The sequence below is a fragment of the Streptomyces sp. NPDC056128 genome (assembly GCF_042263835.1).
Taxonomy (GTDB): Bacteria; Actinomycetota; Actinomycetes; order Streptomycetales; family Streptomycetaceae; genus Streptomyces.
This window is the reverse complement of sequence record NZ_JBHJVQ010000003.1, coordinates 551,677-572,091: the sequence shown is the minus strand read 5'-3', so window position 1 is coordinate 572,091 and position 20,415 is coordinate 551,677. Positions and strand designations below refer to the sequence as shown.

Here is a 20,415-nt window from a genome sequence, read left to right as displayed (position 1 = left end):
ACCCCCCGGGCCGCCATCTTTATTTTCCCCGCCCCCCCGGCTCACCCCCCCCCCCGGGGGCGGCGCCGCTCCCCCCCCGGCTCGGGGGCGCCGGGGGCCCTCACCGGCCGCGGCCCGCCCGTTCCGCCAGGAACTCCGCCCAGGTCAGCTTGCCAACCAGAGCCCCCGCCAACGTGAGGTTGGCGCCGGAGCGGTACGCGCGCCCCGCCTTGCCGGGGATGCGCACCGGCAGCCTCGGGCGCCGACGGCGGCCGTGGACCTCGCGGTAGGAGCCCGCCAGCGCGGGCAGGTCGTGGACCTCGGGGCCGGTCATGTCGGGGACCCGGCCGGACGGCTCCGCCAGGGTCAGTTCCGCCAGGCGCTCGGCGACCTCGCGGGCGGCGACGGGCTGGAGGCGCAGTCCGCCCGGGGCCGGGAGGACCGGCAGCCGGACCATCTTCTCGATCATGGTCAGGGTCAGCTCGTGGAACTGGGCCGCCCGCAGCACCGTCCAGCCGATGCCCGAGTCGGCGATCGCCCGCTCAGACTCCAGCTTGGTGCGCAGCCAGGCCAGCGGCACGGTGTCGGCGCCCACGACCGAGATGTACACGAGGTGCCGTACGTCCGCCCGCGCGGCGGCGCCCACCAGCGTGCGGGTCGCCTCGTCGTCGCCCTTCGGGCCGCCCGCCAGGTGCAGGACGGTGTGCACGCCGCCGACCGCGGCGTCGACCCCCTCACCGGTCAGGAGGTCGCCGGTGACGTGGGTGACGCCGTCGTCCGTGGCGGGACGGGGCCGCCGGGTGAGGATCCGCACCTGGTGACCGGCCGCCCGCAGCAGCGGGACGACATGCCCGCCGAGGGTGCCGGTGCCGCCGGTGACCAGGATGGGGGTGGTGGGATTCGAGGGGGTGGAGGGGTACGTCATTTCTGCTCCCGCGGTCTGCCTTGGGTGTCGTGGCGGTATGACCCGGGGCGGGACGGGGATGTGACAGGGCCGGGGAAGAAATCTTCCCCGGCCCTGGAAACGGTTCGACCGCCCGGCGGAAACCAGGACCGGTCAACCGGTCAGATCGTCGCCGTGTCGATCACGAACCGGTACCGCACGTCACTCGCCAGCACCCGCTCGTACGCCTCGTTGACCTCGGACGCGGCGATCAGCTCGATCTCGGCGCCGATGCCGTGCGCCGCGCAGAAGTCCAGCATCTCCTGGGTCTCGGCGATGCCGCCGATCATGGACCCGGCGAGGGTCTTGCGGCCGCCGAGCAGCGCGAAGAGGTTGAGCGAGACGGGCTCCTCGGGGGCACCGACGTTCACCAGCGCGCCGTCCGCGCGCAGCAGGCCCAGGTAGGCGGCGAAGTCGAGCGGGGCGGAGACCGTCGAGACGATCAGGTCGAAGCTGCCCGCCAGCTCCTCGAAGGTGGCCGGGTCGCTGGTGGCGTAGTAGTGGTCGGCGCCCAGCTTCAGGCCGTCGTCCCGCTTGCGCAGGGACTGCGAGAGGACGGTCACCTCGGCGCCCAGGGCGTGCGCGAGCTTGACGGCCATGTGGCCGAGGCCGCCCATCCCGACGACGGCGACCTTCTTGCCGGGGCCGGCGTTCCAGTGCCGGAGCGGGGAGTACGTGGTGATGCCCGCGCACAGCAGCGGCGCGGCCTCGTCCAGGGAGATGCCCTCGGGGATGCCGAGGACGAAGTTCTCGTCGACGACGACCTTCTCCGCGTAGCCGCCGTAGGTGACCTCGCCGTCCTTGCCGACGGCGTTGTAGGTCATCACGTTGCCGTTGGTGCAGTACTGCTCCAGGCCGGCCTTGCAGTTGTCGCACTCGCGGCAGGAGTCGACCATGCAGCCGACGCCCACCCGGTCGCCGACGGCGAACTTGGTGACGCCGGGGCCGACCTCGGAGACGACGCCCGCGATCTCGTGGCCCGGGACCATCGGGAAGATGGCCTCGCCCCAGCCCTCGCGGACCTGGTGGATGTCGGAGTGGCAGATGCCGGCGAACTTGATGTCGATCAGGACGTCGTGTTCCCGCACCTCGCGCCGCTCGATGGTGGTGCGCTCCAGCGGAGCCTTGGCGGCGGGTGCTGCGTACGCGGCGACAGTGGTCATGCCGGGTTCTCCGGGATTCTCTTGGCATTGACTGGGTGATGCCTCCACCCTGCCTCCGGTGCGCGGAGTCACCCAGACCACGGCTTTGCGTACGTCCGGCGTGCGTACCACTGACGGGGACAGGCTCGTGGGCGTACGACCGGGAATACGTCGGGCAATACTGGAGACCATGGATGGACAGCTTGACCGGCGAGCCGAACTGAGCGAGTTCCTGCGCACCCGGCGGGCCCGGCTGAAGCCCGAGGACGTGGGCCTTGAGTCGTTCGGGCGGCACCGCCGGGTGCCCGGCCTGCGGCGGGAGGAGCTGGCGCAGCTGGCCGGGGTGTCGGTGGCGTACTACACCCGTCTTGAGCAGGGCAACGGTCAGAACGTGTCGGCGGAGGTCCTGGACGCGATCGCCCGGGCACTGCGGCTGACCGACGCCGAGCAGGCCCACCTGACGCACCTCGCGAAGCCGAAGCAGCAGCGCAGGCGGACGTCGGCGGCGCGGGAGCGGCAGCAGCCGGTGCGAGTGGCGCTGCTCCAGCTCCTCGAGTCGATCGAGGCGGTGCCGGCGTACGTGTCGGGCCGCCGCTCGGAGATCCTCGCCTGGAACCGGATGGCCGCCGCCCTCTTCGGCGACTGGGGCAAGCTGCCGGCCCAGGAGCGGAACTGGGCGCGGCTGGTCTTCCTGAACCCGGAGTACCGCGAGCTGTTCGTGGACTGGGACCAGAAGGCGTACGACATGGTCAGCTTCCTGCGCATGGACGCGGGCCGGCACCCGGACGACCCGCGGCTGTCCGCGCTGGTCGGCGAGTTGTCCGTGAAGAGCGAGGAGTTCCGGCGCCTGTGGGCCACGCACGACGTCAAGGAGAAGAGCTACGGCGTCAAGCGGATGCGGCACCCGCTGGTCGGTGACCTGACCCTGTCCTTCGAGACCTTCCGCCTGGTCGACGACGACGAGCAGGCCTTCGTCACGTACCACGCCGAACCGGGCTCGCCCTCGGCGGACGCGCTGCGGCTGCTGGCCAGCTGGGGGACGGACGCGGCGGCGCCGGTCCGGACGTGACCTGCGCCCCGGACCGCCCGCCGTACGCCCCTCCCGTCACGCCGAGGCGTTCTCCCGGACGGTGATCCGGCCCTTGCGGATCGTCGCCACCCGCGGGGCCTTCTTCGCGATCGCCGAGTCGTGGGTGACCATCACGAAGGTCAGGCCCAGCTCCTTCCACATGCGGTCGAGTACGTCCATGATCTCGTCGCGCGTCGACTCGTCGAGGTTTCCGGTGGGTTCGTCGGCGAGCAGCACCTTCGGCTGCTTCACCAGCGCGCGGGCGATGGCGACGCGCTGCTGCTGGCCGCCGGACATCTCGCCGGGGAGGTGGGTGAGCCGCTCGCCGAGGCCGACGGAGGCCAGCGCCTCGGCGGCCTGCTCGCGCCGCTCCTTGGCCTTGACGCCGAGCGGGACCAGCGCGGTCTCGACGTTCTCCTGCGCGGTGAGGGTCGGGATCAGGTTGAAGGACTGGAAGACGAAGCCGATGCTCTCGCTGCGCACCCGGGTCAGCCGGGCCTCGGGCAGCGCGGCCAGGTCGGTGCCGTCGAGGACGACCCGGCCGGAGCTTGGCCGGTCGAGGGCGCCCAGCATCTGGAGCAGGGTGGACTTGCCGCCGCCGGTGGGGCCCTGGATGACCAGGCGGTCGCCGTCGGCGATGGTCAGGTCGACGCCGTCGAGGGCGGTCACGGCGTCCTTGCCGCGGGTGTAGCGCTTGGTGACGCCGGTGAGTTCGTACATGGTGTGGCTCCTGGAATGCTTGGGGAAGTGGGCGCTGCAGCGAGGCGAGTAGCACTGCAGCGCTGCGGTGCTACTCGACGCGGCGCAGGGCGTCCGCGGGGCGCAGCCGGGAGGCGCGCCAGCCGCCGAAGCCGCCGGCGACCAGGCCGCCGGCCACGGCGAGGGCGACCGCGAGGGCGATGGTGGTGACGCTGACGGGTGCGGTGAGCGCGACGTCCAGGGTCTTCGCGGCGGTCTGCCGGGCGGGACCGCCCATGCCGCCGCCGAAGCCGCCGGGACCGCCCGCGCCCCCGCCGCCGCCCGTGCCGCCGCCGAGCTGGGCCTGGAGCGTCGGGCTGACGGCCGTCACGGCGTACGCGCCCGCGAGGCCGAGCGCGATGCCGAGGACGCCGCCGACCAGGCCGTTGACGACGGCCTCGCCCACCACCTGCCGGGTGACCCGGCCCGAGCGCCACCCCAGTGCCTTGAGCGTGCCGAACTCGCGCACCCGGCGGGAGACCGCCGAGGAGGTGAGCAGGCCGGCGACGAGGAAGGCGGCGACCAGCACCACGATCGACAGCCACTTGCCGACGCCGGCGGCGAGGGAGGAGGCGGTGGACAGGGAGCCGGAGACGGTGTCGGCGAGGTCGGCGGAGGTGGTGACCGTGGTGTCCGGGATGTTCTTCTGGATGGCGGACTTGACGCCGTCGATCTTCTGCGAGTCGGTCGCCTGAACGTAGATCGTGGTGACCTTGTCCTTGGCGTCCCCCAGGGTCTGCGCCTGCCGGAGCGGTACGTAGAGGTTGGCCGCCGCGTCGCCGCTGTCGGCGGTGGCGATGCCGACGACCTCGAACTTCACGCCCTTGACGGTGACCGCGCTGCCGGTCTTGAGCTTCTTCTCCTTGGCGTACGCCGCGTCGGCGACGGCGACCTCGGCGTTGGTCTCCGACTCCTTGAAGGTGCGGCCGCTGGTGATGGTGGAGGAGGTCAGCGGGCCGAGGGCGGGCTCGGTGACGTCGGTGCCGTAGACGGAGTAGCTGTTGACGTCGAACTCGGCGCCACCGCCCTGGACGCGGCCCTGCGGGGACTGCCCGCCGCCCGCGCCGCCGCCCTGCCCTTGGCCCTCGCCCTGGCCGCCGGAGCCGCCCTCCTGCTGGAACTGGCCGCGGGTGAACTCGCCGCTGACCTTGACGACCTGGAGACTCAGTCCGCCCACGGCATCGGCGACACCGCTCTGGCCGGCGACCTCGCCGACGGTCGAGTCGGCCAGCGTCTGGAAGCCCTGCACCATGACACGGTCGGTGCTCTGCTCCTCCTCGGAGCCGTCCTCCTGGGCGTCGAAGCGGAAGCGGGGGCGTTCGGCGGTGGTGCCGGAGGAGGGCTCCGCGGCCTTGGTGACCGTCATGTCCGTGCCCAGTCCGTACAGGGACTGCAGGACCTTGTCCTGGGCCCGGCCCATGCCGGAGGAGACGGAGTCGACGACGATGACCAGCGCGATGCCCAGCGCCAGGCCGGAGGCGACGACGAGGGCCGCCTTTCTGCGGCGGCGCAGCTCGCGCCTCAGGTAGGTGAAGAACATGGCCGAAAGGTAGGGACGGCCCGTGATGAAGGGATAAGGCCCGCGTAAGAGGAGGATGAGAAGCCGGGGAGACGCCGGACGCCCGCCACCCCGGTGAGGGGGCGACGGGCGCCTGGGTGAAGTGGTGGTGGACCGCGCCGCGTTGGGCGGGTCCGGCCGGACCGGCTCGGGTCAGACCGCCGAACCGGCCTTCCACTGGGCCCAGTCCATGTTCCAGCCGTTGAGGCCGTTGTCCGGGGCGATGGTCTTGTCGCCGGTGTTCTGGACGACGACCACGTCACCGATGATCGAGTTGTTGAAGAACCACGAGCCCGGCGTGTTCGGGTCGTTGGCGCCCTTGGCGTCCGCCAGACCCACGCAGCCGTGGCTGGTGTTGGCCTGGCCGAAGATGCCCTTGCCCCAGTAGTTGCCGTGGATGAAGGTGCCGGAGGTGCTCAGCCGCATGGCGTGGGGCACGTCCTTGATGTCGTACTCGCCCGCGCCGTCGTCGTCGGTGAAGCCGACGGTCGAGCCGTCCATCCGGGTCTCCTTGAACTTCTCGGAGATCACCATCTGGCCCTCGTAGGTCTTGTTCTCGGGCGAGCCCGCCGAGATCGGGATGGTCTTGACCGTCTTGCCGTCCTGCGTGACCTTCATCTGCTTGGTCTTGGCGTCGACGTACGAGACCTGGTTGCGGCCGATCTTGAAGGTGACCGACTTCTGCTGGACGCCGTAGACCCCGTTGGCGCCCTCGACCCCGTCGAGCGCCAGCTTGAGGGTGACGGTCGAGTTCTCCGTCCAGTACTTCTCGGGGCGGCAGTCCATGCGCTGGGTGCTGAACCAGTGGCAGGCGACCTCCTGGCCGCTGCTGGTGTTGACCGTGATGCCCTTCTGGACGGCGGCCTTGTTGGTGATCTCCTTGTCGAAGTTGATCGACACGGGCATCCCGACGCCGACGGTCTTGCCGTCGTCCGGCGTGAAGGTGCCGATGAAGCTGTTCTCCGGGGAGACCGTGGTGAACGACGCGTTCTCGTGGGCGGCGCGGCCGTCGGAGTCCTCCGCGGTCACCGTGATCTGGTACTTGGTGGCCCGCTCCAGCTGACCGCTGGGCTTCCAGCTGGTCTTGTCCGCGGATATCTCGCCCTCGACGGCGGTGCCGTCGGAGGCGGTCATCTTCACCTCCGTGAGCTTGCCCTTGCTCACGGTGACGCCGGTGCCGTTGTTGATGGAGGCGTTGTCCGAGCCGCCCTTTGGTGTGATCTTGATCTGGGCCTCGGACGTCTTCTTGGCCGCTGCCTCGTCCACCTCGGCCTGCGAGGTCTTCCCGTCCCCGCCGGAGGTGTCGGCGTCGCCGCTGGAACATGCAGAGAGCACCAGCACACCGCCGAGCAGTGCGGACGCGGCCACCAGGCCCTTGCGCCGCTTACCGTCCGTCATCACACGCTTCTCCATCGTTGCCGATTCCCGAAACCCCGAGATACCCCGTCAATAACTTTCAACGCTACGACCGGTTCGTCCCGTTCCACATCGCTCACGGGTGTGGGTCACGCCACGTTTACCCATCAGGGCGGGGGCGCGGGGTCGGTCAGTGCGCACTTTGAGACGACGAAACCCCGGGTGGTGGTTGCCACCCGGGGTCACGAATTTCCCCACGCGGCGTCAGCCGACCCTCATTTCGTCGTCCTCCGGGTCGTTCTGGTCGTCATCATCCTCGTGCAGGTCCCACTCGGGCGAGTCGGGGTCGTAGTCGATCTGCTCACTGCTCCAGGAGGCCTGCTGGAGTTCGACCCCGGGCACCCCGCCGACCAGGTCGAACGGGTCGACGACGTGGGCCAGGGCCTCGGCGGTGTCCTCCGTCACAGCACGCTCGGACCGGGCGCGTTCCGCGTCCGGCAGGTCCGCGTCGTCGGCGAGGCTCTGCAGCGCGGCCCCGGTGAGGGCCTCCTCGTCGTCGATCTCGACGACGAGCTCGACGCGAATACGGACGAACCGGGATGTCTCTGGAGTGGTCATGCCCGGAGCGTAAGGCCGACCCCTCCCGTGACTTTCCTGTGACCCGCGCCTTTCACTAACATCTGCCCACACGGCCAATTCGCCAGCGCCACAAGGGGATCGATATTCCGTGTCATCCGCTCGCCGTCCGTTGCTGACCGCCGCCGCCGCGGGGGGCCTCCTGTGCGCCCTGTGGTTCGTCCCGTCGGCGAACGCGACACCCGACACACCCGCGTTCGAGTCCGCGGCCGCGACCCCGTCTCCGCAGGTCACCGCCCAGGCCAGAGTCGCGTCCACGGACACGACGGCCACGACGACCACCGACGAGGGCACGACCCGCCTGGCCGACACCGGCAGCTTCGACAGCACCCCGTACGTCATCGGCGGCGCCCTGTGCCTCGGGCTCGGCGCCGGCTTCGTCGGGTACTCGGTACGCCGGGAACGCCTCGATTTTTGAGAGAATTTGACGTTCTTTTGCCTTTCTTGACCGCTACGGCTTGATCGCTACGCAACGAGGGCCCCTGTCCGCGGACAGGGCCCCTCACGCGTGTCCGGGCTCCGCTAGCGCAGCGGTCCGGTGACCGTCTCCGCCGCCGCGACCAGGTGCCCGGCCCGCACGAATGCGTCCGCCGCGGCGAGGTCGGGTGACAGGTACCGGTCGGGTCCCGGACCCTGCACGCCCGCGGCCCGTACGGCGTCGATGACGGCCCGCGAGGCCGGGGCCGGGGTCAGCCCTTCGCGGAGCTGGATCGCGCGGGTGGCGGCGTACAGCTCGACGGCGATCACGCGGGCCAGGTTGTCGACGGCCGTGCGCAGTTTGCGCGCCGCCGACCAGCCCATGGAGACGTGGTCCTCCTGCATCGCGGAGGACGGGATCGAGTCCGCCGAGGCCGGTACGGCGAGCCGCTTCAGCTCGCCGACCAGGGCCGCCTGCGTGTACTGGGCGATCATCAGCCCCGAGTCGACGCCCGCGTCGTCGGCGAGGAAGGGCGGCAGGCCGTGGCTGCGGTTCTTGTCGAGCAGCCGGTCGGTGCGCCGCTCGGCGATGGACCCGAGGTCGGCGACGGCGACGGCGAGGAAGTCGAGCACGTAGGCGACCGGGGCGCCGTGGAAGTTGCCGTTGGACTCCACCCGCCCGTCGGGCAGCACCACGGGGTTGTCCACGGCCGACGCCAGCTCGCGCTCGGCGACCAGCCCCGCGTGGGCCATGGTGTCGCGTCCGGCACCGGCGACCTGCGGGGCGCAGCGCACCGAGTAGGCGTCCTGGACGCGGGGGGCGTCGTCCTGGTGGTGGCCGGTCAGGCCCGAGCCGTCGAGCACGGCGAGCATGTTGGCGGCGCTGGCGGCCTGCCCGGGGTGCGGGCGGATGGCGTGCAGCTCGGGGGCGAGCACCTTGTCGGTGCCGAGCAGGGCCTCCATGGTCAGCGCGGCGGTGACGTCGGCGGACTTGTAGAGGGTGTCGAGGTCGGCGAGGGCCATGACCAGCATGCCGAGCATGCCGTCGGTGCCGTTGAGGAGGGCGAGGCCCTCCTTCTCGCGCAGCTCGACGGGCGTGATCCCGTGCTCGGCGAGCAGCTCACCGGCCGGGCGCACGGTGCCGTCGGGGCCCTCGGCATCCCCCTCGCCCATCAGGGTCAGCGCGCAGTGCGACAGCGGCGCGAGGTCTCCGGAGCAGCCCAGGGAGCCGTACTCGTGCACGACCGGGGTGATCCCGGCGTTCAGCACGTCGGCCATGGTCCGCGCCACCTCGGGGCGGACGCCGGTACGGCCGGAGCAGACGGTCTTCAGCCGCAGGAACATCAGCGCGCGGACCACCTCGCGCTCCACCCGCGGGCCCATCCCGGCGGCGTGCGAGCGGACGATGTTGCGCTGGAGCTGAGCCCGCAGTTCCGGGCTGATGTGCCGGGTCGCCAGGGCGCCGAAGCCGGTGCTCACCCCGTACACGGGTTCCGGCTTGGCGGCCAGCGCGTCCACGATGTCGCGGGCCGCGGCCAGGGCGGCCACCGCCTCGTCGGAGAGCTCGACCCGGGCGCCGGCGCGCGCCACGGCGAGAACGTCGGACGCGGTCACCCCGGACGTCCCCACCACCACAGTGTGCATATCCATATTCAGGAGCGTACGCAGTGAATTCCTTGATGTCACGAGGGGATGCGTCACCATCGGGCAGCGGTTTCACCCCTTACCGACTTCACCCCCCTCGCCGGACCCGGCCGGACCCGGCCCTACGGCGAGTGCCGCCCCCGGAAGCGCCGGCGCTCCCCGCCCTCCTCCCGGGACGGCTCGTCGGCGAGCCGTACGACGGGGTCGTCCGGTCCCTCGCGGCCCGCGACGACCGGTCCGGCCGACCGCTCGGCCTTGGCGCGGTACTGGGCGGCGTCGGCGAGCCGGAACAGCCGGCGGGCGGAGCGCACCGGCCCGACCTCGTCCGCCGTGGACGCCACCCCGCAGGCCACCCCGTCGCCCAGCTCCAGCTCGGCGGCCCGGCGGCACAGCTCCTCGGCGGCCTTGACCACCTCGTCGGCGGACGGCCCGACCGCGAGCAGGCAGAACTCGTCCCCGCCCAGCCGCGCGGCCAGCGCCCCCGGCAGCATCGCCCCGCACAGCGACAGCACCGACCCGAACCGCTCCAGGAGCCGGTCCCCGACGGCGTGCCCGTGCGTGTCGTTCACCCGCTTGAGGCCGTTCAGATCGCAGACGACGAGGCTGACGACCACGTCGTCCCTGCGGTGCCGCTCGACGGCCTCGTCCAGCGCCGCGTCCACGGCGCGACGGTTGGCCAGCCCGGTGAGCGCGTCGGTGTACGCGAGGCGCCGGACCTCCTCGAGACGCTCGGCCTGCGCGATCCCGGCGGCCACGACCGAGGCCAGCACGGTGGCGAAGTCGGCGTCGGGCCGCGCGAAGACCGGGTCCCCCACCGGGCGGGCCACGTACAGCTCGCCCCAGGCGCGGCCGTGCAGCACGATCGGGGCGACGACGCAGCAGCCGCGCCCCCGGCGGCGCAGCGCGGCGACGCGCTGATGGACGTACCCCGGCCGCCCGGCGGCGGGACCCTCGGCCGTCTCCACCCAGGCGTCGGGCTCACCACCGCCGGCCCAGCGCTCGTGCAGGAACTCGGTGATCTCCGCGAACTGGTGCACCGGGTAGGACTCGTCCTCCGGGAACTCCTCCTCGTCCTCGGCCCGCCTGCCCACGTTCACGAGGACCCGGAGCCGGCCCAGCTCGCGCTCCCACACCGACAGCGCGGCGAAGCTGCCGCCCAGTGCCAGACACGCACCGGCCGCCGCCGCCCGCCACGCCTCGCGGGAGCTGTGCGCGGCGGCCATGCCCTGCGCCAGTGCCACCACCGCCGCCAGCCGTCTGTCCTCTCCCATCACTCCAGGCTAGGGAGATTCAGGCAGAAATGTGACTCAAGCAGGGCGAACGGGGACTACTCTCCCGGCCACCGCGGCGCCCGCTTCTCGTTGAACGCGGCCACTCCCTCCGCCCGGTCCCCCGAGAACGCCACCGCCCGCCACGCCGCGTCCTCGACCTCGAGGCCCGCCCGCAGATCCAGGCCGTGTCCGAGCCGCAGCGCCCGCTTGGCCGCCCGCAGCCCCACGGGCGAGTTCGCGGCCATCCGGGACGCCAGCTCCAGCGCCTCCTCCCGGTCCCGCCCCTCGTCCACCAGCTGGTCCACCAGCCCCAGCTCGCGGGCCTCCGCGGCCTCCACCCGCCGCGCCGTGAACACCAGCTCGGCGGCGCGCGCCGCACCCACCCGGCGCGGCAGCAGCTGCGTACCGCCGCCGCCCGGAATCACCCCGACGGACACCTCGGGCAGGCCCACCACCGCCGTGGGGTCGGCCACGATCACGTCGCAGGAGAGCGCCAGCTCGAAGCCGCCGCCCAGCGCGAAGCCGTGCACGGCCGCGATCGTCGGCACCGGCAGCTCCAGCACCGAGGTGTACGCGCCCCGGGTCACCGGCCGCTGGCGCAGCAGGTCGGCGTCGGAGAAGGAGTTGCGCTCCTTCAGGTCGGCGCCGACGCAGAACGCCCGCTCGTGGGTCGAGGTCAGCACCACCGCCCGCACGCTCCGGTCCTCGGCGAGCGCCGCGCACGCCTCGGCGACGGACCGGGCCATCGCGGTCGAGACGGCGTTCATGGCCGTCGGCCGGTCGAGCGCGAGCTCCGCGACATGCCCGTCCCCGTGCCGCCGCACCAGGACGAAATCTCCGAACCGCTCCTCGCTCATGACACCCTCCGGTTAACGCGTGTTAACAGCCGACCGTCCGATCATCGCAGGCATGCCCGCGCGACGGAAGGCCGGACCCGCCCCGCCCCCGCGCCACGCCGTCCACCCGTTCGAGTGACATCCGGCCGACCGTCGTACCGGGGCCGCCGGCACCCCGTAGCGTCGCCCCGCCACGGCGCGGCGGGGGCCCGTGGCACCGGGGAGGGATCATGACGACGACCGGCACACCGACAGGACGGGCGCACCCTTGGGGCCGCCGGGGCCGACACCGCCGACCACAGCCCCGCAAGGTGCTGCTGGCCGCGGGCGGCCTCGCGTTGGCGGCCGGTGCCCTGAGCCTCGTACGCCTGCTGCCCGAGCCCGGCGGCGACGCGGGCGGCTACGGCGCCGAGGCCGCGCCGCGCGTGGACCCGGGCGGGGGCCGGGAGACCGCGACGGACCGGGCGAGGACACCGGGCGCCGACCGCACCGCCGGTCCGTCCGGCGTGGGCCCCTCGGCGACATCCGCCATGGGCGGCCTGAGCGGCTCCCCGGCGGGCGGACCGATACCGGCCCCGTCCACACCCCACCCCGCGGCCTCGTCCTCGTCCTCTGGCACGACGACCATCCCCGACGCTCCGAACCCACCCGGATACCGGGCAGACGCCGACAGCCCGACCGCGCCGCACGCTCCCCGGCAGCCGGGCTCCACCCACGCCCCACGGCCCCCGCACTCCGACGCCCCGCCGCGCCCCACGCCGACCCCGCCCCCGGACCGCTCCACACCCCCGCCACCCGCCCCGGAACCGCACGATCCGAGCCTGTGCGTGCCGGTCATCGGCCTCTGCGTGGACCTGCGCGGCGGCGACTGACGGCCGCCGGGACGCCCCCTCGGGCCCTAACCCTCGTCGGCGTCGTCGCCCCGGCGGGTGAGCAGCCAGGGCTCGACCACGCCGAGACCGCGCACCGGGCGCTGCCACATCGGCTGGAGCGCGAAGCGGTACGACGGCGGATCCTCGCCCGCCTTCTCCGCGGCGGTGGCCTCCTCGGCGGCGACCGCCTCCGAGGCCGGCGCGTCCTGCGTGCGGATCAGCTCCTCCGCGAGCGCGGCGTCGACGAGGACGGCGTCACGGGGAGCTATCGAGGTCAGCCGGGAGGCCAGGTTCACGGTCGACCCGAAGACGTCGCCCATCCGGGTGGTGACGGTGCCGAAGGCGATGCCGACGCGCAGTTCCGGCATGGTCTCGTCGTTCGCCATCGTCTCGACCAGGAGCAGCGCGATCTCCGCGGCCGTTCCGGCGTCGTCGGCGGCGTAGAGCACCTCGTCGCCGAGGGTCTTGATCAGCCGCCCGCCGCGCGCGGCGACCAGGTCGGCGGCGGTGGTCTCGAAGGCCTCGACCAGCTCGCCGAGTTCCTCTTCCTCCATCCGGCGGGTCAGCCGGGTGAAGCCGACCAGGTCGGCGAAGCCGACCGCGAGGCGCCGGTCCACCATCTCCTCGTCGTCGGCGGCCTGCACGACCCGGCCCGCCGAGGCGGCCAGCTGGCGGCGCCAGACGTAGACGAGGAACTCCTGCAGCTCGGGCAGGAGCAGCTCGACGATCGGGTACGTCACCTCGGTGCGCGTCATCCCGGGCTCGGGAGGCTCGGTCAGGCCCTCCAGGAAGGAGTCGATCTGCCACTCGGCCAACCGGGCGGTGGTCTGCCCCGTGGACCGGGCCACCTGCACGGCCATCGCCTCGCTGAGCAGCCCCGCCTCCACCAGACCGGCCAGCCGCCGCAGGGCGAGGACGTCGGCCTCGGTGAGCGCCCTGGCCTGGCCTATGTCGGCGAAGCCCATGGCCCGCCAGAAACGGGACGCCAGCTCCATGGAGACGCCCGCGCTGCGGGCGGCCTGGAAGGGGGTGTAGCGGCGCTCGGCGCCCAGAATGAGCCCTTCGAGGCGCAGCGCGAGCGGGTCCTCGCCGGAGTCGGCGGAGTCCGGGCCGGGCTCGGGGTCCACCCGGCCGTCCCCGTCCGCGCCGGAGCCCGTGTCGTCGACGCTCAAGCCTGCTGCCCTTCCGATCTGCCGCGGTCAGATATCGACCGGCCACAACTTTACGTCAGGTGTGCCCCAGCTCACTGCCGTGCGGCCGCACTCCGAGGGGCCCGGCCCGCACCCCGGATCCCGCGCGAACGCCACCGCTCTCCCACGCGGCACACGCCCCGCCCCCCTCTCCGTACAACCACAGGCCGATCCCGCACCGAACCCTGCTCGCCCCGAGCCTGCGCCCCGAACCGCACTCACGCCACCCGCAGCCGCACGCAGTCCCCCGCCCTCACGGGCTCCCGCGCCCCGGCCCTCACCACGAAACCACCACTCCCGTACGCCCCCGGGCCCGACCCCGCACCGGATCGTGCCCACCCCGCCCGGCCCCCGCCCCCAGCCCCCCTCACGCCAACCGCAGATGCACGATGTCCCCCGCCCCCACCGGCTCCTGCACTCCCGCGCCCGTAGCCAGGACCAGCCGTCCGTCGCCGTCCACGGCCACCGCCTCCCCGACCAGTGACCGGTCCCCCGGCAGCTCGGCCCGGACCACGCGTCCGAGCGTCGCGCAGCCCGCCGCGTAGGTCTCCTGGAGTCCGCTGGCCACCGGGTCGCCCTCCGCCGACCGCCACCGCCCGTACCAGTCCTCCAGCGACCGCAGCACGCCCCGCAGCAGCGGGTCCCGGTCGGTGCCGGCGGCGCCGGCCAGCGCCAGCGAGCCGGCCTGGGGGACCGGCAGCTCGTCGGCGCGGAGACTGACGTTGACGCCGACGCCGATGACGACCCCGTCGCCGGCCCGCTCGGCGAGGATGCCGCCGGCCTTGCGCTCCTCGTCGCCGACGGTCACCAGCAGGTCGTTGGGCCACTTCAGCGCCGTGTCGACGCCCGCCACGCGGGAGAGCCCGGTCGCCACGGCCACGCCGGTCAGCAGCGGCAGCCAGCCCCAGCGGGCCACCGGCACCTCGGTGGGCCGCAGCAGCACGGAGAAGAAGAGCCCGGAGCGGGGCGGCGCCGTCCACTGCCGGTCCAGGCGCCCCCGCGCGGCGGTCTGCTCCTCGGCGATCAGTACGGCCCCCTCCCCCAGCCCCTCCTCGGCGGCGCGGGCCACGAGGTCGGAGTTGGTGGACCCGGTCCGCTGCACCACGTCCACCTGCCGCCACAGCCCTCCCTCCCGCACCAGCGCCCGGCGCAGGGCCGTGCCGTTGAGGGGCGGCCGGTCCAGGTCGGACCACCGGTTGTTCGGGGAGCCAGAGGCATCGCGCGGCGTCATGCAACCCACCCTAGGTGTGGGAAAGACCGCACTGCCGAACGGAAGACCCCCTACTACTCTACGAACGAGTAACCGTCCCCCCTTTTGAGCAGGCAGGGAGCCGCATCCCGATGTCCGAGCCGGAAGAGCAGCAGCCCGACATCCACACGACCGCGGGCAAGCTCGCGGATCTGACGCGCCGTATCGAGGAGGCGACGCACGCCGGTTCCTCACGTGCCGTGGAGAAGCAGCACGCCAAGGGCAAGCTGACCGCCCGTGAGCGCATCGAGCTCCTGCTCGACGAGGGCTCCTTCGTCGAGCTGGACGAGTTCGCCCGGCACCGCTCCACCAACTTCGGCCTGGACGCCAACCGCCCCTACGGCGACGGCGTCGTCACCGGCTACGGCACCGTCGACGGCCGCCCCGTCGCCGTGTTCTCCCAGGACTTCACCGTCTTCGGCGGCGCGCTGGGCGAGGTCTACGGCCAGAAGATCGTCAAGGTCATGGACTTCGCGCTGAAGACCGGCTGCCCGGTCATCGGCATCAACGACTCCGGCGGCGCCCGCATCCAGGAGGGCGTCGCCTCGCTCGGCGCCTACGGCGAGATCTTCCGCCGCAACACCCACGCCTCCGGCGTGATCCCGCAGATCAGCCTGGTCGTGGGCCCCTGCGCCGGCGGCGCGGTCTACTCCCCGGCGATCACCGACTTCACGGTCATGGTCGACCAGACCTCGCACATGTTCATCACCGGACCCGACGTCATCAAGACCGTCACCGGCGAGGACGTCGGCTTCGAGGAGCTGGGCGGCGCCCGCACCCACAACACCAACTCGGGCGTGGCGCACCACATGGCCGGCGACGAGAAGGACGCCATCGAGTACGTCAAGCAGCTGCTGTCGTACCTGCCGTCCAACAACCTCTCCGAGCCGCCCGCCTTCCCCGAGGAGGCCGACCTCGCGGTCACCGACGAGGACGCCGAGCTGGACGTGATCGTCCCGGACTCGGCGAACCAGCCGTACGACATGCACACGGTCATCGAGCACGTCCTCGACGACGCGGAGTTCTTCGAGACCCAGGCCCTGTTCGCGCCGAACATCCTGACCGGCTTCGGCCGGGTCGAGGGCCGCCCGGTCGGCATCGTCGCCAACCAGCCGATGCAGTTCGCCGGCTGCCTGGACATCACCGCCTCCGAGAAGGCGGCCCGCTTCGTCCGCACCTGCGACGCCTTCAACGTCCCCGTGATCACCTTCGTGGACGTCCCCGGCTTCCTGCCCGGCGTCGACCAGGAGCACGACGGCATCATCCGCCGCGGCGCCAAGCTGATCTACGCCTACGCCGAGGCCACCGTCCCCCTCATCACGGTCATCACCCGCAAGGCCTTCGGCGGCGCCTACGACGTCATGGGCTCCAAGCACCTGGGCGCCGACCTCAACCTGGCCTGGCCGACCGCCCAGATCGCCGTCATGGGCGCCCAGGGCGCGGTCAACATCCTGCACCGCCGCACCATCACCGAGGCCGGTGACGACGCCGAGGCCACCCGCGCCCGCCTGATCCAGGAGTACGAGGACGCCCTCCTCAACCCCTACACGGCGGCCGAACGCGGCTACGTCGACGCGGTGATCATGCCGTCCGACACCCGCCGCCACATCGTCCGCGGCCTGCGCCAACTCCGCACCAAGCGCGAATCCCTCCCCCCGAAGAAGCACGGCAACATCCCCCTCTAAGGAGCCGCTGTGATCAAGGTCGTACGGGGAAACCCGACCCCGGAGGAACTGGCCGCGGCCCTGACGGTGGTCAGGGCCCGCGCGGCGGCGGCGGAATCCGAGCCCACGGGCACGCCACGCAGCAGGGACGCGTGGTCCGACCCGTCCAGGATCGCCACCCACCACCTCCCCCAGCCCGGCCCGGCCTCATGGGGCCGCACCTACTGGCCCAGCTAGGGACAACCCACCCAGGGGCGCGGGGAACCGCGCACGGCGGAACAACCCCGCGCCCCGATCTAGGTACCCGTACTCAAGCGCCGCCCCCTCCCGAAGCCGCACGCTGGTGACATGCTGTGGTCCGACCCGAAGAACGAGCCGCCCGAAGAACTCCGCGACATGCAGCACAGGCTGCGGCGACTGGGCGTCTTCCTGGCGCTGGCGATGGTTCTCGCGATGCTGGTCGCCGGCCTGCACTGAGCCACCGGCGATCCCCGCGCCGCCGATACCCTGGTCCCATGACCGACCAGCAGCCGCGCCGCCGACTCGTCCTCGCCTCCCAGTCCCCGGCCCGACTGGGCCTGCTCCGCCAGGCCGGCCTGGCCCCCGAGGTGCTCGTGAGCGGGGTCGACGAGGACGCCGTCACCGCCCCCACCCCCGCCGAGCTGGCCCTCGCCCTGGCCGAGGCCAAGGCCTCCGTCGTGGCCGCGAAGCCCGAGGTGCACGGCGCCCTGGTGATCGGCTGCGACTCGGTGCTCGACCTGGACGGCCGGGCCCTCGGCAAGCCGGCGGACGCCGAGGAGGCGACCGCCCGCTGGAAGGCGATGCGCGGCCGGGCGGGCACCCTGCAGACCGGCCACTGCGTCTGGGACACCGCCTCCGGCCGCCACGTCTCGGCCACCGCCTCCACCGTCGTCCGCTTCGGCGAGCCGACCGACGAGGAGATCGCGGCCTACGTGGCCTCCGGGGAGCCGCTGTACGTCGCCGGGGCGTTCACCCTGGACGGCCGCTCGGCCCCGTTCATCGACGGCATCGACGGGGACCACGGCAACGTGATCGGCCTCAGCCTGCCCCTGCTGCGGCGGCTCCTCGCCGAGCTGGGGACCGGCATCACGGAGTTGTGGGCGCCGGCGGCGGGCTGACCGGCGTACCGTCGTCGCCCCTGCCGTCCTCGGGGCGCGCCGCGGGCGCGGGCCGCTCGTGGGCGTCGTAGGTCATCAGCAGCAGCACGATGAGACCGAGTACGACGATCATGAAGACGAAGGCGCCGGGGCCCACCAGTCCCCAGGTGAAGGCCCCGAGCAGCCCGTGCACCACGGCCGCGCTGATCAGCAGGATCCGGCCGAGCCCGGCGGGCGCGCGGTCGCGCACCGCCACGAGCAGGGCGACCAGCCCGCACAGCGCGAAGTAGAGCCCGAAGACGACCCCGCCGATCTTCGAGGACACGGACATCATGTCCGGGTCGAGACCGGCCAGGGACATGTCCTGCCGGTCGACGACGATCCCCAGGAACCAGTTCAGCGCCGCGACGCCGACCGCCTCCAGGAAGAGCACGACGGTCACGATCCAAGCCACCGGCCTGCGCACCGACACCGGTCCCCACCCACTTTCGACCACTGCCGCACCGGACAGCTGTTACCCCAAGTATGTTCGAGACAGCCAGAACGCTACTAACGGGTAAACCTCGCGACAAGGGGTCTGCCGCGAGCAAAGAATCATTGGGCCATTAGTAGGGACTCGACAAAGAAACGGAGTGGCCCGCAGCACGCTCTTACAGAGACCTTGACCACACGGGAGAGCTAGGGTTTCCCCCATGAGTCCTGCGTAGCGCGGTACTACAAGGGCTTTCGCGGGTCGAGCGAGCCTCGAATCACGCTCCGTGTGGGCAAGCTCACCATTGGGGACGGGTCGAAGTGCCGTGTCGGCAGTCCCTAAAATCGGCTTGTTTCAAGGAGGGAGCCTCAATCGTGCGCAAGGTGCTCATCGCCAATCGTGGCGAAATCGCTGTCCGTGTGGCCCGGGCCTGCCGGGACGCGGGGATCGCGAGCGTGGCCGTCTACGCGGACCCGGACCGGGACGCTCTGCACGTCCGTGCCGCTGATGAGGCGTTCGCCCTGGGTGGTGACACCCCCGGCACCAGCTATCTGGACATCGACAAGGTCCTCAAGGCCGCGCGGGAGTCGGGCGCGGACGCCGTTCACCCCGGCTACGGATTCCTTTCCGAGAACGCCGAGTTCGCCCAGGCGGTCCTCGACGCGGAGCTGATCTGGATCGGTCCGCCCCCGCACGCCATCCGTGACCTGGGCGACAAGGTCGCGGCCAGGCACATCGCGCAGCGCGCGGGCGCCCCGCTGGTCGCGGGCACCCCCGACCCGGTCTCCGGCGCCGACGAGGTCGTCGCGTTCGCCGAGGAACACGGCCTGCCGATCGCGATCAAGGCGGCCTTCGGCGGTGGCGGACGCGGCCTGAAGGTCGCCCGCACCCTGGACGAGGTCCCCGAGCTGTACGACTCCGCCGTCCGTGAGGCGGTGGCCGCGTTCGGCCGCGGCGAGTGCTTCGTCGAGCGCTACCTCGACAAGCCCCGCCACGTGGAGACCCAGTGCCTGGCCGACCAGCACGGCAACGTGGTCGTCGTCTCCACCCGTGACTGCTCACTGCAGCGCCGCCACCAGAAACTGGTCGAGGAAGCCCCCGCCCCGTTCCTGTCCCAGGCGCAGATGGACGAGCTGTACTCGTCCTCCAAGGCGATCCTGAAGGAGGCCGGCTACGTCGGCGCCGGGACCGTGGAGTTCCTCGTCGGCATGGACGGCACGATCTCCTTCCTGGAGGTCAACACCCGCCTGCAGGTCGAGCACCCGGTCACCGAGGAAGTCGCCGGTATCGACCTGGTCCGCGAGATGTTCCGCATCGCCGACGGCGAGAAGCTCGGCTACGACGACCCGGAGCTGCGCGGCCACTCCTTCGAGTTCCGCATCAACGGCGAGGACCCGGGCCGCGGCTTCCTGCCCGCCCCCGGCACCGTCACCCTCTTCGAGGCGCCCACCGGCCCCGGTGTCCGCCTCGACGCCGGCGTCGAGTCCGGCAGCGTGATCGGCCCGGCGTGGGACTCCCTGCTGGCCAAGCTCATCGTCACCGGCCGCACCCGCAAGGAAGCCCTCCAGCGCGCCGCCCGCGCCCTGGACGAGTTCACCGTGGAGGGCATGGCCACGGCCATCCCGTTCCACCGCACGGTCGTGCGTGACGCGGCGTTCGCACCGGAGCTGACCGGCTCCAGCGACCCGTTCACGGTCCACACCCGGTGGATCGAGACGGAGTTCGTCAACGACATCAAGCCCTTCAACGCGCCCGCCGACACGGAGGCGGACGAGGAGTCGGGCCGCGAGACGGTCGTCGTCGAGGTCGGCGGCAAGCGCCTGGAGGTCTCCCTGCCCTCCAGCCTGGGCATGTCCCTGGCCCGCACCGGCCTGGCGGCCGGCGCCCGCCCCAAGCGCCGCGCGGCGAAGAAGTCCGGCCCCGCGGCCTCCGGCGACACCCTCGCCTCCCCGATGCAGGGCACCATCGTCAAGATCGCCGTCGAGGAGGGCCAGGAGGTCCAGGAGGGCGACCTGATCGTCGTACTCGAGGCGATGAAGATGGAGCAGCCCCTCAACGCCCACAAGTCCGGCACCATCAAGGGCCTGGGCGCCGAGATCGGAGCCTCCGTGACCTCCGGCGCGGCGATCTGCGAGATCAAGGACTGAGGCACCCGCGGGAAGCATCCGGGGCGCCCGGCGGACCGAAGCAACCGGTCCCGCCGGGCGCCCCCGCCGTTTTCGGGGGGCGCGACCGGGACCGTACGGCGGCTACCGGGACCG

The 20,415-nt window shown here is 72.4% G+C and carries 20 protein-coding genes; 8 read left to right on the top strand and 12 right to left on the bottom strand.

The annotated features are described in order from the left end of the window. Positions 1-100: 100 nt before the first annotated feature. Positions 101-904: an SDR family oxidoreductase gene (locus ACFC1X_RS10745; RefSeq protein WP_376350933.1), complete on the bottom strand. Its 804-nt coding sequence runs from the start codon at positions 902-904 to the stop codon at positions 101-103. 140 nt (positions 905-1,044) lie between these two features. Continuing rightward, the gene (locus ACFC1X_RS10740) at positions 1,045-2,085 is read right to left on the bottom strand and encodes an NAD(P)-dependent alcohol dehydrogenase (protein WP_376350931.1); all 1,041 of its coding nucleotides are present in this window, start codon (positions 2,083-2,085) and stop codon (positions 1,045-1,047) included. Between the two features lie 169 nt (positions 2,086-2,254). Here ACFC1X_RS10740 and ACFC1X_RS10735 point away from each other — a divergent pair, with 169 nt between their 5' ends. Next, positions 2,255-3,133, top strand: a complete 879-nt coding sequence (locus tag ACFC1X_RS10735) for a helix-turn-helix domain-containing protein (RefSeq protein ID WP_376350928.1) — start codon at positions 2,255-2,257, stop codon at positions 3,131-3,133. 36 nt (positions 3,134-3,169) lie between these two features. Here ACFC1X_RS10735 and ACFC1X_RS10730 read toward each other — a convergent pair whose 3' ends face one another. The 4 genes from ACFC1X_RS10730 to ACFC1X_RS10715 all read right to left on the bottom strand — a co-directional run bounded on the left by ACFC1X_RS10730 (position 3,170) and on the right by ACFC1X_RS10715 (position 7,403). Then, a complete protein-coding gene (locus tag ACFC1X_RS10730) occupies positions 3,170-3,853 on the bottom strand; it encodes an ABC transporter ATP-binding protein (protein WP_376350925.1) in 684 nt (227 codons plus the stop codon). 70 nt (positions 3,854-3,923) lie between these two features. Then, positions 3,924-5,411: an ABC transporter permease gene (locus ACFC1X_RS10725; RefSeq protein ID WP_376350922.1), complete on the bottom strand. Its 1,488-nt coding sequence runs from the start codon at positions 5,409-5,411 to the stop codon at positions 3,924-3,926. A gap of 171 nt (positions 5,412-5,582) precedes the next feature. Next, positions 5,583-6,827, bottom strand: coding sequence for an Ig-like domain-containing protein (locus tag ACFC1X_RS10720; protein ID WP_376350920.1), 1,245 nt, complete (start codon positions 6,825-6,827; stop codon positions 5,583-5,585). Between the two features lie 222 nt (positions 6,828-7,049). Then, positions 7,050-7,403: a hypothetical protein gene (locus ACFC1X_RS10715; RefSeq protein ID WP_376350917.1), complete on the bottom strand. Its 354-nt coding sequence runs from the start codon at positions 7,401-7,403 to the stop codon at positions 7,050-7,052. Positions 7,404-7,512: 109 nt separating this feature from the next. Between ACFC1X_RS10715 and ACFC1X_RS10710 the strand changes: the two genes are divergently transcribed. Further along, positions 7,513-7,839, top strand: coding sequence for an LPXTG cell wall anchor domain-containing protein (locus tag ACFC1X_RS10710; protein WP_376350914.1), 327 nt, complete (start codon positions 7,513-7,515; stop codon positions 7,837-7,839). 104 nt (positions 7,840-7,943) lie between these two features. On the opposite strand, the gene hutH is transcribed toward ACFC1X_RS10710, so the two are convergent. The 3 genes from hutH to ACFC1X_RS10695 all read right to left on the bottom strand — a co-directional run bounded on the left by hutH (position 7,944) and on the right by ACFC1X_RS10695 (position 11,610). Continuing rightward, positions 7,944-9,482: a histidine ammonia-lyase gene (gene hutH, locus ACFC1X_RS10705; RefSeq protein ID WP_122615936.1), complete on the bottom strand. Its 1,539-nt coding sequence runs from the start codon at positions 9,480-9,482 to the stop codon at positions 7,944-7,946. A 122-nt stretch (positions 9,483-9,604) separates the two neighbouring features. Next, entirely contained in the window at positions 9,605-10,753 is a 1,149-nt protein-coding gene (locus ACFC1X_RS10700; RefSeq protein WP_376350911.1) for a diguanylate cyclase domain-containing protein, read from the bottom strand. Between the two features lie 56 nt (positions 10,754-10,809). Further along, positions 10,810-11,610: an enoyl-CoA hydratase/isomerase family protein gene (locus tag ACFC1X_RS10695; RefSeq protein WP_376350908.1), complete on the bottom strand. Its 801-nt coding sequence runs from the start codon at positions 11,608-11,610 to the stop codon at positions 10,810-10,812. Positions 11,611-11,819: 209 nt separating this feature from the next. On the opposite strand from ACFC1X_RS10695, the gene ACFC1X_RS10690 reads away from it, so the two are divergent. After that, positions 11,820-12,461, top strand: a complete 642-nt coding sequence (locus ACFC1X_RS10690) for a hypothetical protein (RefSeq protein ID WP_376350906.1) — start codon at positions 11,820-11,822, stop codon at positions 12,459-12,461. 26 nt (positions 12,462-12,487) lie between these two features. On the opposite strand, the gene ACFC1X_RS10685 is transcribed toward ACFC1X_RS10690, so the two are convergent. Next, positions 12,488-13,633 (bottom strand): adenylate/guanylate cyclase domain-containing protein, encoded by a 1,146-nt coding sequence (locus ACFC1X_RS10685; RefSeq protein WP_376350904.1) that lies wholly within the window; start codon positions 13,631-13,633, stop codon positions 12,488-12,490. Positions 13,634-14,018: 385 nt separating this feature from the next. Further along, complete coding sequence (locus ACFC1X_RS10680) at positions 14,019-14,882, bottom strand: biotin--[acetyl-CoA-carboxylase] ligase (RefSeq protein ID WP_376350901.1); 864 nt, start codon at positions 14,880-14,882, stop codon at positions 14,019-14,021. A 110-nt stretch (positions 14,883-14,992) separates the two neighbouring features. On the opposite strand from ACFC1X_RS10680, the gene ACFC1X_RS10675 reads away from it, so the two are divergent. The 4 genes from ACFC1X_RS10675 to ACFC1X_RS10660 all read left to right on the top strand — a co-directional run bounded on the left by ACFC1X_RS10675 (position 14,993) and on the right by ACFC1X_RS10660 (position 17,703). Then, positions 14,993-16,585 (top strand): acyl-CoA carboxylase subunit beta, encoded by a 1,593-nt coding sequence (locus ACFC1X_RS10675; protein WP_376350899.1) that lies wholly within the window; start codon positions 14,993-14,995, stop codon positions 16,583-16,585. Positions 16,586-16,594: 9 nt separating this feature from the next. Continuing rightward, the gene (locus ACFC1X_RS10670) at positions 16,595-16,801 is read left to right on the top strand and encodes an acyl-CoA carboxylase subunit epsilon (protein WP_376350896.1); all 207 of its coding nucleotides are present in this window, start codon (positions 16,595-16,597) and stop codon (positions 16,799-16,801) included. Between the two features lie 111 nt (positions 16,802-16,912). Then, positions 16,913-17,041 (top strand): morphogenic membrane protein MmpB, encoded by a 129-nt coding sequence (gene mmpB / locus ACFC1X_RS10665; RefSeq protein WP_272924142.1) that lies wholly within the window; start codon positions 16,913-16,915, stop codon positions 17,039-17,041. Positions 17,042-17,079: 38 nt separating this feature from the next. Further along, positions 17,080-17,703 (top strand): nucleoside triphosphate pyrophosphatase, encoded by a 624-nt coding sequence (locus ACFC1X_RS10660; protein WP_376350893.1) that lies wholly within the window; start codon positions 17,080-17,082, stop codon positions 17,701-17,703. Here ACFC1X_RS10660 and ACFC1X_RS10655 read toward each other — a convergent pair. After that, positions 17,672-18,154 carry a hypothetical protein gene (locus ACFC1X_RS10655; RefSeq protein ID WP_376350890.1) on the bottom strand — a complete coding sequence of 161 codons (483 nt, stop codon included), beginning with the start codon at positions 18,152-18,154 and terminating at the stop codon, positions 17,672-17,674. The two genes, ACFC1X_RS10660 and ACFC1X_RS10655, sit on opposite strands and share 32 nt — an antisense overlap. A gap of 374 nt (positions 18,155-18,528) precedes the next feature. On the opposite strand from ACFC1X_RS10655, the gene ACFC1X_RS10650 reads away from it, so the two are divergent. Further along, positions 18,529-20,301, top strand: coding sequence for an acetyl/propionyl/methylcrotonyl-CoA carboxylase subunit alpha (locus ACFC1X_RS10650; RefSeq protein WP_376350887.1), 1,773 nt, complete (start codon positions 18,529-18,531; stop codon positions 20,299-20,301). Positions 20,302-20,415: the final 114 nt, after the last annotated feature.

Coding starts and splice junctions, on each gene's coding strand:
- ACFC1X_RS10745 (WP_376350933.1), bottom strand. CDS start 904: ATGACGTACCCCTCCACCCCCTCGAATCCCACCACCCCCATCCTGGTC.
- ACFC1X_RS10725 (WP_376350922.1), bottom strand. CDS start 5,411: ATGTTCTTCACCTACCTGAGGCGCGAGCTGCGCCGCCGCAGAAAGGCG.
- ACFC1X_RS10690 (WP_376350906.1), top strand. CDS start 11,820: ATGACGACGACCGGCACACCGACAGGACGGGCGCACCCTTGGGGCCGC.
- ACFC1X_RS10660 (WP_376350893.1), top strand. CDS start 17,080: ATGACCGACCAGCAGCCGCGCCGCCGACTCGTCCTCGCCTCCCAGTCC.
- ACFC1X_RS10720 (WP_376350920.1), bottom strand. CDS start 6,827: ATGACGGACGGTAAGCGGCGCAAGGGCCTGGTGGCCGCGTCCGCACTG.
- ACFC1X_RS10740 (WP_376350931.1), bottom strand. CDS start 2,085: ATGACCACTGTCGCCGCGTACGCAGCACCCGCCGCCAAGGCTCCGCTG.
- ACFC1X_RS10695 (WP_376350908.1), bottom strand. CDS start 11,610: ATGAGCGAGGAGCGGTTCGGAGATTTCGTCCTGGTGCGGCGGCACGGG.
- ACFC1X_RS10700 (WP_376350911.1), bottom strand. CDS start 10,753: ATGGGAGAGGACAGACGGCTGGCGGCGGTGGTGGCACTGGCGCAGGGC.
- hutH (WP_122615936.1), bottom strand. CDS start 9,482: ATGCACACTGTGGTGGTGGGGACGTCCGGGGTGACCGCGTCCGACGTT.
- ACFC1X_RS10715 (WP_376350917.1), bottom strand. CDS start 7,403: ATGACCACTCCAGAGACATCCCGGTTCGTCCGTATTCGCGTCGAGCTC.
- ACFC1X_RS10680 (WP_376350901.1), bottom strand. CDS start 14,882: ATGACGCCGCGCGATGCCTCTGGCTCCCCGAACAACCGGTGGTCCGAC.
- ACFC1X_RS10675 (WP_376350899.1), top strand. CDS start 14,993: ATGTCCGAGCCGGAAGAGCAGCAGCCCGACATCCACACGACCGCGGGC.
- mmpB (WP_272924142.1), top strand. CDS start 16,913: ATGCTGTGGTCCGACCCGAAGAACGAGCCGCCCGAAGAACTCCGCGAC.
- ACFC1X_RS10735 (WP_376350928.1), top strand. CDS start 2,255: ATGGATGGACAGCTTGACCGGCGAGCCGAACTGAGCGAGTTCCTGCGC.
- ACFC1X_RS10730 (WP_376350925.1), bottom strand. CDS start 3,853: ATGTACGAACTCACCGGCGTCACCAAGCGCTACACCCGCGGCAAGGAC.